Annotated in this window: 16 protein-coding genes; 9 read left to right on the top strand and 7 right to left on the bottom strand. The window is 41.7% G+C overall.

The genetic code is table 11. The features are described from left to right. Positions 1-95: 95 nt before the first annotated feature. Positions 96-884 carry a shikimate dehydrogenase gene (gene aroE / locus FTT98_RS04025; protein ID WP_180021578.1) on the top strand — a complete coding sequence of 263 codons (789 nt, stop codon included), beginning with the start codon at positions 96-98 and terminating at the stop codon, positions 882-884. Positions 885-969: 85 nt separating this feature from the next. Here the strand turns inward: aroE and FTT98_RS04020 are convergent, their stop codons facing one another. After that, complete coding sequence (locus tag FTT98_RS04020) at positions 970-3480, bottom strand: hypothetical protein (RefSeq protein WP_180177049.1); 2511 nt, start codon at positions 3478-3480, stop codon at positions 970-972. Positions 3481-3709: 229 nt separating this feature from the next. Between FTT98_RS04020 and FTT98_RS04015 the strand changes: the two genes are divergently transcribed. Next, positions 3710-5533 carry an acyl-CoA dehydrogenase C-terminal domain-containing protein gene (locus FTT98_RS04015; RefSeq protein ID WP_168379095.1) on the top strand — a complete coding sequence of 608 codons (1824 nt, stop codon included), beginning with the start codon at positions 3710-3712 and terminating at the stop codon, positions 5531-5533. 342 nt (positions 5534-5875) lie between these two features. Beyond that, positions 5876-6178 (top strand): hypothetical protein, encoded by a 303-nt coding sequence (locus FTT98_RS04010; RefSeq protein WP_180177048.1) that lies wholly within the window; start codon positions 5876-5878, stop codon positions 6176-6178. Between the two features lie 42 nt (positions 6179-6220). Here FTT98_RS04010 and FTT98_RS04005 read toward each other — a convergent pair whose 3' ends face one another. Both FTT98_RS04005 and hemW read right to left on the bottom strand, forming a co-directional pair. Then, positions 6221-6628, bottom strand: a complete 408-nt coding sequence (locus tag FTT98_RS04005; RefSeq protein WP_180177047.1) for a hypothetical protein — start codon at positions 6626-6628, stop codon at positions 6221-6223. A gap of 135 nt (positions 6629-6763) precedes the next feature. Continuing rightward, positions 6764-7918, bottom strand: a complete 1155-nt coding sequence (gene hemW / locus FTT98_RS04000; RefSeq protein ID WP_180177046.1) for a radical SAM family heme chaperone HemW — start codon at positions 7916-7918, stop codon at positions 6764-6766. 125 nt (positions 7919-8043) lie between these two features. Here hemW and FTT98_RS03995 point away from each other — a divergent pair, with 125 nt between their 5' ends. From FTT98_RS03995 to FTT98_RS03985, 3 genes are all read left to right on the top strand, one after another. Then, entirely contained in the window at positions 8044-8502 is a 459-nt protein-coding gene (locus FTT98_RS03995; protein WP_180059162.1) for a DMT family transporter, read from the top strand. Between the two features lie 41 nt (positions 8503-8543). Continuing rightward, positions 8544-9902 (top strand): MATE family efflux transporter, encoded by a 1359-nt coding sequence (locus tag FTT98_RS03990; RefSeq protein WP_373685123.1) that lies wholly within the window; start codon positions 8544-8546, stop codon positions 9900-9902. Positions 9903-10027: 125 nt separating this feature from the next. Continuing rightward, positions 10028-10462 carry a hypothetical protein gene (locus FTT98_RS03985; protein WP_180003409.1) on the top strand — a complete coding sequence of 145 codons (435 nt, stop codon included), beginning with the start codon at positions 10028-10030 and terminating at the stop codon, positions 10460-10462. On the opposite strand, the gene FTT98_RS03980 is transcribed toward FTT98_RS03985, so the two are convergent. Continuing rightward, entirely contained in the window at positions 10455-10667 is a 213-nt protein-coding gene (locus FTT98_RS03980) for a DUF1737 domain-containing protein (RefSeq protein ID WP_180003407.1), read from the bottom strand. The genes FTT98_RS03985 and FTT98_RS03980 overlap by 8 nt on opposite strands. Positions 10668-10868: 201 nt before the next feature. Between FTT98_RS03980 and FTT98_RS03975 the strand changes: the two genes are divergently transcribed. Further along, complete coding sequence (locus tag FTT98_RS03975; protein WP_180003405.1) at positions 10869-12167, top strand: AarF/ABC1/UbiB kinase family protein; 1299 nt, start codon at positions 10869-10871, stop codon at positions 12165-12167. 107 nt (positions 12168-12274) lie between these two features. Further along, positions 12275-12529 (top strand): type B 50S ribosomal protein L31, encoded by a 255-nt coding sequence (locus FTT98_RS03970; RefSeq protein WP_078189321.1) that lies wholly within the window; start codon positions 12275-12277, stop codon positions 12527-12529. 119 nt (positions 12530-12648) lie between these two features. Here FTT98_RS03970 and crcB read toward each other — a convergent pair whose 3' ends face one another. After that, on the bottom strand, positions 12649-13032 hold the full coding sequence (gene crcB / locus FTT98_RS03965; protein ID WP_180177045.1) for a fluoride efflux transporter CrcB: 384 nt from the start codon (positions 13030-13032) through the stop codon (positions 12649-12651). Positions 13033-13200: 168 nt separating this feature from the next. Here crcB and FTT98_RS03960 point away from each other — a divergent pair, with 168 nt between their 5' ends. Beyond that, positions 13201-13533: a HopJ type III effector protein gene (locus tag FTT98_RS03960; RefSeq protein WP_180177044.1), complete on the top strand. Its 333-nt coding sequence runs from the start codon at positions 13201-13203 to the stop codon at positions 13531-13533. Positions 13534-13623: 90 nt separating this feature from the next. On the opposite strand, the gene FTT98_RS03955 is transcribed toward FTT98_RS03960, so the two are convergent. Together FTT98_RS03955 and FTT98_RS03950 are read right to left on the bottom strand one after the other, a co-directional pair. After that, positions 13624-14058, bottom strand: a complete 435-nt coding sequence (locus FTT98_RS03955) for a protease inhibitor I42 family protein (protein WP_257230094.1) — start codon at positions 14056-14058, stop codon at positions 13624-13626. A 72-nt stretch (positions 14059-14130) separates the two neighbouring features. Next, positions 14131-14691, bottom strand: coding sequence for a hypothetical protein (locus FTT98_RS03950; protein WP_111884184.1), 561 nt, complete (start codon positions 14689-14691; stop codon positions 14131-14133). Positions 14692-14917 lie beyond the last annotated feature (226 nt).

The raw sequence follows: 14917 nt of genomic DNA, 5'->3' as shown, positions 1-14917 counted from the left end.
CCTTTATTTCACGATTTTAAGACTGCCCGAACTTTAGCCATCCTCGGTTTTGGCGTATATTGTCTGCTCTTTCACATCTACATGGACGCTGTGCAATGAGCAAACAATTTGCCGTGATTGGCAACCCGATTGAACAATCACGCTCACCTGAACTTCATCATGCCTTCGCTGAAAAAACAGGCCTCGACATTCAGTACAGCAAACGACTTGCGCCACTCGATGGTTTTCAGCACAGCGTCGAATCCTTCTTTGCCGAAGGTGGCATCGGTATGAATGTCACTGTTCCATTTAAAGAACAAGCCTATGCACAATGTGCCGTCCTTACTGAACGTGCCAAAATTGCAGGTGCGGTCAATACATTATGGATGCAAGATGGTCAATTACACGGTGATAATACTGATGGTCAAGGCTTGGTGAATGCCATTCATGCCTTAGATTGGAATTTAGAACAGAGCGATATATTGATCATTGGTGCAGGTGGTGCAACACGTGGCGTGATTTACCCACTGGTACAAGCCGGGGCCAAAAAAATCGTGATTGCCAACCGGACTTTAGCGCGTGCTGAACAATTGGTCGCTGACTTAAAAACTGCTGTCCCCAATGCCGAACTTGTAGCCATTGCCCTCACTGACTTAGCAGGTCAATTTGATCTGGTGATTAACGCAACATCGGCCAGTTTAACGGGTGATCCGCTAATTTTGCCTGAAGCTTTACAATTCACCCACGCCTATGAAATGGCCTATGGCAAACCGTCGACATTTTTGGATCAAGCCAAAGCACGCCATGTTCCAACCTCAGAAGGTTTTGGCATGTTGGTTGGTCAAGCGATCGAATCTTTTTCCATTTGGAATGGTGTCAAACCTGATCTAAAAGACTTTCTATAATTCAAAATGATTTGCTCAATTCACTTTCTGAGCAGTCGAAACACCTAAAAAAAGAACCTCAATCGAGGTTCTTTTTTGATCCGACTTAGTTCTTGTGTTTTTGAATGGCCTTATAGGTTTCATAATAAGCCGATTGGCTGAACAACTCTTCGTGTTCTGCTGTTAGGCCTTGTAATGACGCTTCTGATAATTTTCCTTTGATATCATCAGCAAAGGCTTGCGCATAGATTTTTGATGCTTTCACCAAATGCGCTTTTTTAGTTCCTTCCAGTTCATAACTGGCTAAAAAGTTTTGTTGATATAAATGTGCAAATATCGCCTGATCAGTCTTATAGGTTTTTTGCAACTGCTTCCATTCAACCTGAGCTTTGTACTCGCCAATTCCTGACTGTACATAATGGTTGACCGAAGAACCTAAGTCATCAAAGTCTTGATAGCGATGCAAAGCATGCTTATCACGTAATTGATTTAAACGCTTCAGCGCATTGCCTGTTGGTTCTTTTAAGCCATCAACAAATCGATATGCATAAACTTCTGCAATTTCATTCAAATCATTGGCTGAGTAATAACGCACATACTGAGCGCGATAATTAGCAAATGCCACGACAAATGCCGCTTGATAGGCTTTCACTTCAGATTGATGACGTTTATAACTTTGCAATGCCACAGTACTGAGATATTCAGGAAGTTCGATTTCTTCATTTGCAGCACGGACATCATCGACCGATGCAGTTTCTGCTTCAGCAAGCAGAGGATCATTTCCCGTGATTGGTGCAAGCAGACCTTTCAACATATTTTCAAAGAGTGAATCTTTACTGACTTCCTCAATGGATTTTGCCTGTTTCATGGCTTGACGATCAATTTTAGTCGCATTGCCATAATTCAAGATTTGGTTGCTACTTTTCAGCTTTAATTGACCTAAACGTGGCTCATTAAAGGCCAATTGATAGTCCATTACTTGGACGCGGCCTTTGTGATCTAAGCCTACATCCATCACAACATTCGAAGATGATTTATCCTGTGCATTCAGCACCTGCGCAATTTCAGCTTGATGCTTTTGCCATAATTGCTGAAATTGTTTTACATCGATAAGTTGTTCACTTTGATATTGCTGGAATACTGGTTTTAACTGCTCAACAGCGTCCGAAATCTCTGAATCTGTATTGGATGCGTCCGCAGCAGAGGCCGATGGTACAGAATCTTCTTGCAGCGGTATCACCCGAACATCTTGATAATCCTGACACAGTGTGACTTTACCAATCGGCACCTGTTTGGTGTTCATCAAGGCCTGACAGACTTCCTCAGATAAATTCGCTGTTTCGTCATCTTCTTCGGAAGCCGCATAAGCTTCGGTTACTTCAGTATCCGAACTATAGGTTTCTTCGTCATCACCCGCGGTCGCATCCGCATATGCACTTGCAGTATCGATCGCGTACTCAGCAGATTCAGCTGCAGAAGACGTTTGTTCTTCTTCCGTTTCATGTTGGTGATACATCAGGCCATGCATTTTCGCATTGAGCAGCTCATTCACACGTTCAACAGATGCATAAGCCGCATCAAAGTCTTCATCCTCAGCTGCTGCCGCTACTGCAGTCCCTCCCGCCGCTTCAGCCGCAGCCATCGCCTCTTCGGAAGCACTGAGATGCACAGCTGCGTCCACAGATTTATCTTGCTCAGCGTCACTATTGCGCTGACCTTTGATTTGCGTGGTGTAATAGTTGGCGTTCACAAAATCGAAAAGTTCAAGCTGGGTGTATAGCGCATTAAGATCACCCACATAGCGGATTTTTTTAGTCAGCCCTGCATTTTTTTCATCACGTGTTAAAGCAATATTTTGCACTTGATTCGGCTCTGCCAAGACATAGGGCAAAGCATTCATTTGTTTTAAATAGTCAGCAAATTTTTTCAAATCGTACTGAGCAATCGTCTCTTTATGTTTTGAAAAATCCACATAAGCCAAGCTGCTTTGGCTTTCACGATTTACCATAAACGGCATGAACGCAAAGTAGTTGGTATAAAATTTATGTTGATTAAAATCAATGATCATCGGCAACTGTGCATTGACCTGCAAAGTCGGTTTTTGATAACTCAATTGCAAGGTTAAGGCAGCAAGTTTTTCTCTAAAATGTACTGAACCGCTATAGCTAAACTGTAAATCATTCAACACATTCAGCAGTGATTGAGCAATTTTAGATTGCGGAGAAACGCCATCCTCTTCATCGCTATAACGCGCTGATGGTGGGATCGATTCATTGGCAATGGCTTGATAGAGCTGTTTCTTTTCTTTTTGGCTAAACGGAATATTTTGGGTTTTAATCAACTGATCAAGTTGTTTTTTAAGTTTAGGATCCAGCTCTGGCTGTGTACTAGTTGCAGGTTTTGACTTGGTTTCAGGCTTTTTTTCATCGAACTGAATATCGGTTTGAATTGAAAATTGCCCTTTCATGTCATAACTGGCATTTTCAAACATTGCGTTTAAGCCTTGAGTGGCTTGTTGCCCGAGAGACTGATCCGTTGAATTGGTTTTTATGACATGTTGAGCACACCCAGTAATACTCAAACCCAGTAAACAAAGTGTTATATATTTTAATCGCATAATTGTACGAAAGACCTAAGTTCTTTATGATTTATTAAAAGAAAAAAATGATCAAAAGATCAACATCAAGTCTATCAGAAGTTTATTTTTCACATGTTGGTTAAATATTACAATTCGCCTTTCTGACATTTTTTAAGGGCGTATTCATCAATGTTTTTTTGATGAAATTATGAATAATCAAATCATCAATACAGATAATCCAAAAAATTTAGATATTAGGATTAAGATTATGCCTGCATATAAAGCGCCTTTACACGATATTCGTTTCTTAATGAATGAAGTACTCGATTACCCAGCACATTACAAAACTTTGTCTAATGGTGAAGCTGCTGATGCAGACACTGTCGACATGATTTTAGAAGGTGCAGCGGATTTTTGTGAAAACATCCTTTCGCCTTTAAACCAAACGGGTGATGAAGAAGGCTGTCATTTTGAAAATGGCGATGTAAAAACACCAAAAGGTTTTAAAGAAGCCTATGACCAATTTGTACAGGGTGGCTGGCAAGGTCTGTCTTTCCCTGAAGAATTTGGCGGTCAAAACTTGCCACAGTCGTTGAATCTCATCAAATCTGAAATGATGGGTACAGCAAACTGGTCATTCCAAATGTATCCGGGTCTCAGCGTAGGTTGTATCAACACCATTCTACAATTTGGTTCAGAAGAACAGAAAAACCAATATTTACCGAACCTTGTTGCTGGAACTTGGTCAGGCACCATGTGCTTAACTGAACCTCAATGCGGTACCGACTTAGGTCAGGTAAAAACCAAAGCGGAACCTCAAGCTGACGGTAGCTATGCAATTTCTGGTACAAAAATCTTCATCTCTGCGGGTGAGCATGATTTAACAGATAACATCGTGCATATCGTACTTGCTCGTCTTCCAGATGCACCTGCGGGCACCAAAGGCATTTCATTGTTCATCGTTCCAAAATTCCTTGTGAATGCAGACGGTTCAGTGGGCGAACGCAACCCTGTGACTTGTGGTTCGATTGAACACAAAATGGGGATCCGTGCTTCAGCAACAGCTGTGTTGAACTTTGACAATGCGATTGGTTACTTGATCGGTGAAAAACACAAAGGCCTACACGCAATGTTCACCTTCATGAACACTGCACGTATTGGTACAGCGATCCAAGGTATTGCACATGCTGAATTGGCATTCCAAGGCGCTCTTCCATATGCCAAAGAACGTATGTCTATGCGCGCACTTTCAGGTAAAAAAGATCCTGAAAAAGTAGCCGATGCGATTATTCACCATGCAGACGTACGTCGTATGCTTTTAACTCAAAAAGCGATCGCTGAAGGCGGCCGTTCAATGATTTACTATGCAGCTCAAATTGCGGACAAAATGACTGATGCTTTAACCCGCGGTGATACAGCAGCGTTTGAAGCACATGATGACCACTTAGGCTTCTACACCCCGATTCTCAAAGGTTTCTTAACCGAAATGGGTTATGAAGCTGCAAACCATGGTATGCAAGTATACGGAGGTCATGGTTATATTAAAGAATGGGGCATGGAACAAATTGTTCGTGACTCACGTATCTCTACTCTCTACGAAGGCACAACCGGTGTTCAAGCACTAGACTTGATTGGTCGTAAAGTTCTGCTGACCTCTAAAGGTAAAGTGATTCGTGACTACACAGCTGAAATCTTGAAGTTCTGTGGTCAACATGCACGTAACAAATACATGCGTCGTTTTGCGTGGGACTTAACGAAGCTTTGCGCACAGTGGAATGCATTAACGGTTCGTATCATGCTTGCAGCACGTAAAGACCGTGACATCGTATCTTCTGCTTCTGTCGATTTCTTAATGTTCTCTGGCTACGTGATGATGGCTTATTTCTGGGCACAACAAGCTGCCGTAGCTTCTGAAAAATTAGCAGAAGGCAATGGTGCAGAAGTTCCTGAGTTCTATAAAGCAAAAATCAAAGTGGCTGACTTCTACTTTGAACGTCTATTACCACGCTCACAAGGTCACGCTGAAGCAATGGTTAACCCATCGAAGACCATGACTTCTTTGGCTCCTGAACACTTTAGCTTTGACTACTAAGCTTTAAACCGAGTTAAATGACTCTATAAAAAGACCGCTTCGGCGGTCTTTTTTGTCTTCTCTTTTAATTTTGATCTATAGGAATTACGAGTAGTATTTTTAATTTCTTCATGAGGTAATAACAATGTATAAAGATGAACTTTATATGGAGAAATATTGTTGTATTTTTCAACAAAAATAGAACACCTTATCGCTAAAACATAATTTTATTTAATAAATATTAAATACTTAAAGTAAATTTAACTCCATAATTTTAGCTTTACATTTGTATCTCATACAACTTCATATCTTCTCCATAGCCTCCCCCTATGATGACTTCATTGATTCATAGAGAGCGTAACCATGAAAAAATTGATGTCTTCATTGATGGTTGGTCTGATTGCAACAACTGCGACAATGTCTGCAATGGCAGCGCCTGCATTCGATCATAAAAATCCGCTACCTGCTGCACACTTCGATAAAAAACCTGTACCGCCTAAAGCAACACATCACAAACCTGCTGGGCCGCAAATGGTGAAAAAAGAGCATCAACAAGCTCATGCAAAATTTGCCAAACAAAATCATAAGGCAGTAGCTTTTAAAGGCAATCAACACAAACCTGTTTCGCAGCATAAATTACCGCCAATGCCACCGAAACATCGTTAAGCTAAATTAAAAAAAGACCGCTCATGCGGTCTTTTTTAATATTTACTTTGCTTTATCAGCAATAAATTCTTTAATCTCTATGGGTTTATCTTTTACCAACTCAACAGTGCCTTCATTCACACCATTAAAGTTCTTAAAGTGAATTGAAACACCTTGGTCGTTGGCAAGTCGTACACCACTTCCTGAAACTCCTCGTTTCAATTCATACACACGATCAGAATTATCCGTCAATTGTGCAGTTTCAAAATTATCTTTGGTTTTTAGCTCAATCGTCAGATCTTGCGGCCCAGTAAAATGAATAACTTGCTCGTCCTGAGCAATAGCAATGTCATTCGACGGAGTAGTTGCTGACGCTGGTTCAGTTGATACCGTGTTTTCTACTGTAGCCTTTTTATCTGCACAACCAATCAAAGCTAAACTGAATACTGCAGCACTTAAAATATATTTCATTTTTAGGATAGTCCTTCTTGTAATATGTATTGGATTATTACAGGTCTAATTTTACAAATTGGACGCAAACTACATTAGAAATATAAAAATTTACGTGCTTTTTAAATTAAAAAAACAATTTTTCAATAGCATTCATTACAAAAACTCTTCCAACACTGAGTTTAAAAAGATATGCCCCTGTTCAGTACAAGACAAACGCTCAGGATCATTCACCATCAATTGACGCTGACGTAATGAAGCCAATAATTCAGAGATTGGCGCTAAACTCTCACCCGTTCTCTGCGTATACAAACTTGCATCTACACCATGATTTAGCCGTAAAGCATTCATCATAAATTCAAAAGGCATATCTTCTGACTCAATGCGTTTAAACTGAAGATTCTCCGCTGGGACTTTGGCTAAATAGTCTTTCGGCAATCGGGTTTTTTGGAAACGATACACCCCGTCTGGCATGGTCACTTTACCATGCGCGCCTGCGCCAATCGCTAAATAGTCACCAAACTGCCAGTAATTTAAATTGTGTGCCGACGGCTTTTCTTTACGCCATGCCGACACTTCATAATTGATAAAGCCTTGCGCTGTTAAATAGGCTTCGCCCTGCGCTTGAATCTCTTCAAGCACATCATCGACAGGCAGAATCGGCTGGGTGCGGAAAAAGACCGTATTCGGCTCAATCGTCAACTGATACCACGACACATGTGTTGCGCCATTTTCCACAGCCAATTTCAAATCCAAAAGCGCTTGCTCAATCGCTTGTTCAGGCAGGCCATGCATCAAATCGACATTCACCCGTTCAAAACCTGCTTCCCGTGCATGCTGAATGGCAGAAATGGCATCGTCATTCGAGTGAATCCGACCCAGTTTTTTCAGTTGCTCGGTATTAAAACTCTGCACACCGATAGATAAACGATTAATCCCTGCCTCTAAATAACCTGAAAAAGGATCGTGCTCAACCGTACCGGGATTGGCTTCCAAGGTAATTTCACAGCCCTTTTCAAATGGCACCAATGCTTTGAGCTGAGTAAATAACCATTGATAACCTTGGGCAGAAATCAAAGATGGTGTACCGCCACCAATAAATACACTATGAATCAGGCGACCCTGAGCAAAATCGACTTGGGTTTTAAAGTCTTCAACCAACGCCTGTAAATATTCTTGTTCTAAGTCCAAAGACAATTCACCATTCGGCACCGCATGCGAATTAAAGTCACAGTATGGACATTTACGCACACACCACGGCATGTGAATGTATAAAGACAAAGGAACGAGTGCAGGATTTAATTCAGCCAAGGAGATTGCTCAAAATGCGTTGAAGAATGCTGCGTATTTTAACATGACTGCATCAGAGTGCTTGTGAAAACTCTGATTGAATACAGTAGACTGATCATATTAAAAAAGAATTTGCTGATAACAAGATGAAAATAAGCAGCCATTTATTGTACTTACTGCCGCTCGCGATGGGTGTTGGTATCGCCATGACCATTCAAACAGCGATCAACAGCCAATTGCGTGAATATTTATATTCACCGCTGCAAGCTGCCCTTTTTTCTTTTTTGGTTGGTACAATAGTCCTCGCCTTTATGGTGTTTTTTCAATCGGTCGAAAAACCGGACTTTGCAAGTTTTGCTCAAATCCCTTGGTATTTATGGCTGGGGGGATGTTTGGGTGTTTATGCCATCAGTATCAGTATTTATACCGCACCGAAACTGGGTTTTTTATCCCTCTCCGGTCTGATTATTTTTGGACAGATCTTAATGTCGATGGTAATTGACCATTTTGGCTTGCTCGGCACTGAAAAAACCCCGATTAACTGGCAACGCTTATTGGGTGGCGTGGTGATTTTTATTGGTGTGCTTCTCACTTTCCAACGCTAAGACCTCATTCCTAAGCACCTCACAAGAAATGAGTACATTCTGTGTCTATTGTCACGGCTGTAACAAGCAGCAAGTATGAATTAAAACAACTGTTTCATTTAATGATCCCGATATTGATCACGCAGTTTGCGCAAGCGGGATTTGGTCTCATTGATACCATCATGGCTGGACACATGTCCGCCAATGACCTTGCAGCCATTGCGGTCGGGGTCGGCTTATGGATACCAGTCATGCTGCTGTTCAGCGGCATTATGATTGCCACCACCCCATTGGTTGCCGAAGCCAATGGTGCTCGGACGCCTGAAAAAATTGCCACCATCGCCCGTCAGTCTTTGTGGGTTGCGTTGTTTCTTGGCATTATCGCTGCACTGGTTTTACAGGCAATGCCGCTTTTACTTCCTGTACTTAGTGTACCTGAGGCCTTGCTTCCCAAAGCCAGTTTATTTCTACATGCGATTAGTTTAGGTATGCCTGCTGTCACCATGTACGCAGCTTTACGTGGTTACTCAGAAGCATTGGGGCATCCGCGTCCAGTCACTGTGCTGAGTCTATTGGCCTTATTGGTGTTAATTCCACTGAACTTTATTTTTATGTATGGTTTAGGCCCAGTCCCTGAATTAGGTTCTGCAGGATGTGGTTTTGCCACCGCGATTTTGCAATGGTTGATGTTCTTTGCTTTGGCGATGTACGTTTTCAAAGGATCGGCCTATCAAAAGACCCAACCTTTCGCTGCTTTTGAAAAAATGAACAGTGAATGGATCAAACGTATTTTAAAACTTGGCTTTCCCATTGGCTTAGCTATTTTCTTTGAAGTCAGTATTTTTAGTACAGCCGCTATTGTGTTGAGTCCTTTGGGCGAAGTTACCATTGCAGCGCATCAGGTGGCCATTTCGATTACCTCGCAATTGTTTATGATTCCAATGTCACTAGCGATTGCGCTGACCATTCGGGTCGGTACCTATTATGGGGAAAAAAACTGGCTAGCTATGCGAAAAGTCCAGAAAGTCGGTATGTTGACAGGGACGGTATTTGCCCTAATTACCATGCTGCTGCTTTGGCTTTTACGTAATGAAATTGTGTCACTGTATACTAATGACTATGATGTGACTCAGCTTGCCGTGTATTTGGTTTTGTTCGCGATTGCCTATCAGTTGATGGATGCATGGCAAGTCAGTGCCGCAGGGTGTTTACGCGGTATGCAAGACACTAAAGGGCCGATGTGGATCACCATGATCGCGTATTGGATCATTGCCTTCCCTGTCGGGATCTATCTTGCACGCTTTACCACGACTGGTGCTGCAGGCGTTTGGATTGGCCTGATTGTGGGCCTGACTGTCGCATGTATACTGCTACTTACACGTTTATTTATGATGAATAAACGTTTAGCACATGCGGGATAAGCCCTAAAAAATCATCTAAAAAGTTACTTTAAAAAGGCGGCTAGGCTATGCAGAAGATTAATGCAAATTAGCACCCTGCATAGCAATGCCATAAATAAAAAAGCACGAAGAAGAGGAAAATAAACATGTCCTATGTATTTCGCTCGATCAGTCTCTGTCTGAGCTTAGGCTTTTCCATGTCACTACTGGCTGAACAGTCAATCAACCGACATGAATTTCCTTTATATCACGCACCCATCAAAGTCCAATCACAACCCGAATTTGATTACATCAATCAAGCACTTTGGACAGCCTTTCGCTTTTATCATGAACAACAAGCAGACTCATATACCGCACGTTTAAAATTAAGTTGTCAGCAATCTGGTATGACGTATACCTATCAGGACTTCATCAAGGCCAATCAAAAGTTTGCCTCTGCGGATGATCAGGATTTTATCGTGACGCAAAACCTCATCACCTTGAATGAAAATTTACACCATAACCAATGCAGCAAATATCTCATTCCACATTTAGAACTGGAAAAAACTGAAACGAGCGAAGCAGCAAAGCCAACTAATTAAGCGCATCGATGGCCTTTTTTAAACCTTGTGGCACTTGGCTGTCGACTTCTACGTCTTTCACGATCGCCTGCCCGACGATCACATCTGTCCCATTAAAACTCATAGTCGGTGAGCCATACAATTCATAGCCTTCATTTAAAGCTTTGGTCACACGGGCACAGAAATTGACATCATCTTTACCGGTTAAATAGCGATACACTTTCATCGTTCAGTTCTCTTCTAGCGACGCGATATTTTAAACCATTCAGCGCGTGGCTTAAATTTGCCTGAATTATTTTCAGTATTTACATTTTTGCCCATCATTTTATCAATGGAAATAAAGTCTTAACAATTTAAAGTAGGCAGTTTGTGTTTTGTCGCCTATGATCGGTATTAGATAATAAATGATGATCTTGAGGAACATCACATGGCAAAAACGGCTAGCACACCGGGTCGTCGCTTTATGAAACTTGCCAGTATGACGGCAAGCATTGCTACTAAAACCGTTTCCAATTCCATCCGCAATATCACTGCCGATGAAGAACAGAAAAATGCATCTCGCAGTAAACTTTTTCAGGACATCGGTCTGCAAATTGCAGACACTTTGGGTGAAATGAAGGGTGCGGTGATGAAAGTCGGACAAATTGCCTCGCAGTACAAAGACATTTTTCCACCTGAAGTCGCAAAAGCGATCAGTAAATTACAACGCCAAGCGCCAGCCATGCCTTTTGCTGAAATTAAGGCTCAAGTAGAACAAGAACTCGGCAAACCCCTCGCGCAAATTTTTAAAAGTTTTGAAGAACAACCTTTTGCCGCTGCATCCATTGGGCAGGTGCATAAAGCCGTGTTACCTAATGGTCAGCAGGTTGTAGTGAAAGTCCAATATCCGGGTGTCGAAGAAGCCTGTGACAGTGACTTAAAACAAGTTCGGCTTGCACTTCGTCTGATGGGCGTATTGAAAATTGATCGGAAGTTACAAGACAAGCTGTTTCGTGAAATTCAGGACAGTTTGGATAATGAACTAAACTATGAAATTGAAGCACAAAACTTAGATGTGGCCCGTGCTTTTCATAGTGCGCTGGATGACAAAATCATCATTCCACAGGTCTATAAAGATTATTCTTCACGTCATATTTTGACTCTAAGTCTAGAGCTTGGCGACAGTATAGAAACTGCCAGCACATGGTCACAAGAAACACGAAATGCCTTGGGAAGGCGCTTATTCCGTGCCATAGGCCGTGAAATTTTCTTCCTTAAACGTTTCCACTGTGACCCGCATCCGGGCAACTTCGCCTTTCGTGAAGATGGTTCAGTCATCGTATATGACTACGGCGGTGTGAAAACCCTGTCTCCTGAAATCGTGTCGCACTTTAAGCAATTGATTAATGCTGCACGCAAGCACGATATTCCACTGATGGAACAGCAACTCGATGCCCTACATTCCCTCAATGAACTCGGTAAATTCCCTGTGGACTTGTATGAGCAATGGCTTGAAGTACTGATGCGTCCGCTGACCACACAATACGACTTTGCTGAAAATTCAGCGCACCATGACGGGGTAGAATTAATTAAGCCATCTCTTAAATACTGGGATGTGTTTAAACCGTCGCCAGACACCCTGATGGTGAACCGGACTGTTTCAGGGCATTATTGGAATTTGATTCATTTGAAAGTGAATGACAATCTCAATGATCTTTTTGATGAGTTGGTCCCACCTAGCGCTTAAGGGAGCGTAAAGCGCTGATGATTGCCCGATGAATTTCGGGCAATATTTGCATTTTTAATTGTTATGTTATAACATTTCTTTAATCAATAAATTTAAGGAACAGAAGAATGCGTGCCAACATCCATCCCGAATACCGTGAAGTGCTCTTTCATGACACCAATGCCAATGCCTTTTTTGTCATTGGCAGTACCTTAAGCACCAATCAAACCAAAGAGTTTGAAGGCAAGACCTATCCATATGTGACGCTCGATATCTCAAGTGCATCACATCCTTTTTATACAGGTGAACAACGTCAAGTGAATAACGAAGGACGTATTGCGAACTTTAATAAACGCTTTGCGCGTTTCAAACGCTCACAATAAGTTCAGTTTCGATTAAGTTTTTGCTTTTAAAATTAAAGCATTGAAGAAGTTCAGGGTTCCCCTCCTCCAGCCTGAGCTTCTTTTTTATGTCTGAAATTTTGAGGTTTTCAAACGTTGTTTTAAACATCTATTTTTAAAATCGACTGAAATAGGTAAAATCCCAGCCCCAATACAATGACACCAATCACCACACTAGAAATGGCATAACTGAATGCTAGCCCACTTTGCCCTTGTCTAAGCAGTTGAAAGGTTTCTAAACCGAAACTGGAAAAGGTGGTAAAGCCACCTAAGATCCCGACCATAAGCAATAAGCGTGCTTCATTTTGTAGAACGGGATATTTTTGGCTAAATGCAAAGAACACACCTGCACAAAAGCAACCTAAAATATTCACCCACCATGTTGCCCAAGGAAAAAGTACTGTTGGCTTGGCCAATAACAGTCCTGCTGCATAGCGAAGTGTTGCCCCAATTGCGCCGCCACATGCGACCAAAAGCCAGTTCATAGTTGTCCTACTTCAACATCATTGGTATCTACAATTTAGGCAACAGTCTGCCTAAGGTCGCCCTTCAATATACACGCATTTAATTTACGCAAATAGTGTTAAATGTTTGGGCCAAAGCTTGCTATAGTCTGCAACACTTTGCGGTATTTTTTATTGAAAGAGGACATTATGGCTCAGGAATTATTAGATCAACTTCAAGCAGGGACTGCGAAATTTTCAGATGTGATTGCATTTATTGAAGCGCGTTATAACCACACACCAACTGCTTTTACCAATGGCAAACAAGCCAATGCAGCGACTGAAAACCAAGGCAGTGCCAAAGTATTTTCTTTTGCCCAATTGAATGGTCTAAACCAAGCTGAAACATTAAGTCTTTTTGCTGAACATTATGCTGCTGTTTTGGCGACACCAGACGCAACTGACCACCAAAACATTCGCCAATTTATGCAAAATGGTTGGGAAGGTATTCAATTTGACGGTCAAGCGCTCAGCGTGAAATAATGCCTAGATAGACGTTCTAAATCAGTTCGTCTGCAATAAAAAAGCCAGTATAAATACTGGCTTTTTTTATCTTTTCATCATTGGTTCAAATCAAGATACTCGAACTCTGCAAGTCCATTCAGCCATCGCGGTTTTTTCCCAAGCTCGTGCATGCTTCAAATGTAGTAATTCTTCACCCGCAGTCGTTGCGGTAAAACGATAAGTTTTTTGACCACCGGCACCAAGCACTGGTGTCGCATCTGCAGCAGCAGCTTGTTGTTGTTGTTGAGCTGATTGAAACACTTCTTCAACTTTAAAAAGTTTCGGTTGCTCAGCCAAAGACCATACATATCCGGTACTTGGATTTTCGTTTAACAGTACTTCCAAAGTCTGTCCACGATCCATCTCAAGCAAAGTCGGACAACTTTGCTGTTCAGTAAATACATGGGTTTTCCCATCTACAGTTGAACTCATACTGGTACATCCACCAAGCGCCAAACCACTCGCCAACATTAGACTCAAAATAAGCTGTTTCTTTATCGTCATTTTCATCATCAAATTATTTTACCTTGAATCTAATGCACACCGATTTCAATACGATCTCGATGCAATCGAAGTTTAGCCTTTGACTTTTTCAATCCACTGAATCGAACTTACACGAAAAACCTCACAAGCCCCATCACCCGTATCTGTTGGGGTCAAAGATGAAGTCCAAACCAAATCTTTGTCTTTCACCTCAACCAAATCCCCTTTTAAACGCACAAGATCGCCACGTTTCACTTGAGTAATTTGTTTCGCAATTTGCGGGTTTGCAGGAATGATGTGCATATTCGACACCATCATCATGGCTTGCTTTTGCGGTACAGGAACGCGATCCATTTTCCAATTTAAGAAACGGTCATATTGATTGACTGAAATCGTACGAGCTATTTCTGGCTCTGCAAATAAACCCCAACTGACCGCATAATCGATCGGAGAAAATTTTGCTTGTTCATCTGTTTGATAGGTTTTTGAACCTAGAATTCGGAAATCACCTTTAAATTCTTTCAAGGTAGAAATTGACTGGCCTTTGGCAACAGGTGCTAAGCCTTTGGCAATATTATAATCTGAAGACGCTTGGACACCGACATTCAATAAAAAGCCTGCAAGCACAGTACTTAATGCAATTCGCTTGATCATCGCGTTATCCTCTTTACCCTGTAATACTTCACATTACTCAATTTTAATTCTGCAATTGAGCCGACTTCATCTATTCATAATGCCCCAACCTGAACATGAGCTTAAAATCGCGTAGGTTGAGCCTGATGAATGTCGTTTTCACTAGTTGTAACTCTATATTACGCACACAGTCTGCATAAACCTTATGAACTTGGTAACAAAATGCTGTTATTCAGTCAATTGGCCC

It is taken from the genome of Acinetobacter sp. YH12039 (genome assembly GCF_013420015.1).
Lineage (GTDB): Bacteria > Pseudomonadota > Gammaproteobacteria > Pseudomonadales > Moraxellaceae > Acinetobacter > Acinetobacter amyesii.
This window is presented reverse-complemented; position numbering and strand designations above follow the sequence as displayed.

Coding starts and splice junctions, on each gene's coding strand:
- aroE (WP_180021578.1), top strand. CDS start 96: ATGAGCAAACAATTTGCCGTGATTGGCAACCCGATTGAACAATCACGC.
- FTT98_RS04020 (WP_180177049.1), bottom strand. CDS start 3,480: ATGCGATTAAAATATATAACACTTTGTTTACTGGGTTTGAGTATTACT.
- FTT98_RS04015 (WP_168379095.1), top strand. CDS start 3,710: ATGCCTGCATATAAAGCGCCTTTACACGATATTCGTTTCTTAATGAAT.
- FTT98_RS04010 (WP_180177048.1), top strand. CDS start 5,876: ATGAAAAAATTGATGTCTTCATTGATGGTTGGTCTGATTGCAACAACT.
- FTT98_RS04005 (WP_180177047.1), bottom strand. CDS start 6,628: ATGAAATATATTTTAAGTGCTGCAGTATTCAGTTTAGCTTTGATTGGT.
- FTT98_RS03995 (WP_180059162.1), top strand. CDS start 8,044: ATGAAAATAAGCAGCCATTTATTGTACTTACTGCCGCTCGCGATGGGT.
- FTT98_RS03985 (WP_180003409.1), top strand. CDS start 10,028: ATGTCCTATGTATTTCGCTCGATCAGTCTCTGTCTGAGCTTAGGCTTT.
- FTT98_RS03980 (WP_180003407.1), bottom strand. CDS start 10,667: ATGAAAGTGTATCGCTATTTAACCGGTAAAGATGATGTCAATTTCTGT.
- FTT98_RS03975 (WP_180003405.1), top strand. CDS start 10,869: ATGGCAAAAACGGCTAGCACACCGGGTCGTCGCTTTATGAAACTTGCC.
- FTT98_RS03970 (WP_078189321.1), top strand. CDS start 12,275: ATGCGTGCCAACATCCATCCCGAATACCGTGAAGTGCTCTTTCATGAC.
- crcB (WP_180177045.1), bottom strand. CDS start 13,032: ATGAACTGGCTTTTGGTCGCATGTGGCGGCGCAATTGGGGCAACACTT.
- FTT98_RS03960 (WP_180177044.1), top strand. CDS start 13,201: ATGGCTCAGGAATTATTAGATCAACTTCAAGCAGGGACTGCGAAATTT.
- FTT98_RS03955 (WP_257230094.1), bottom strand. CDS start 14,058: ATGACGATAAAGAAACAGCTTATTTTGAGTCTAATGTTGGCGAGTGGT.
- FTT98_RS03950 (WP_111884184.1), bottom strand. CDS start 14,691: ATGATCAAGCGAATTGCATTAAGTACTGTGCTTGCAGGCTTTTTATTG.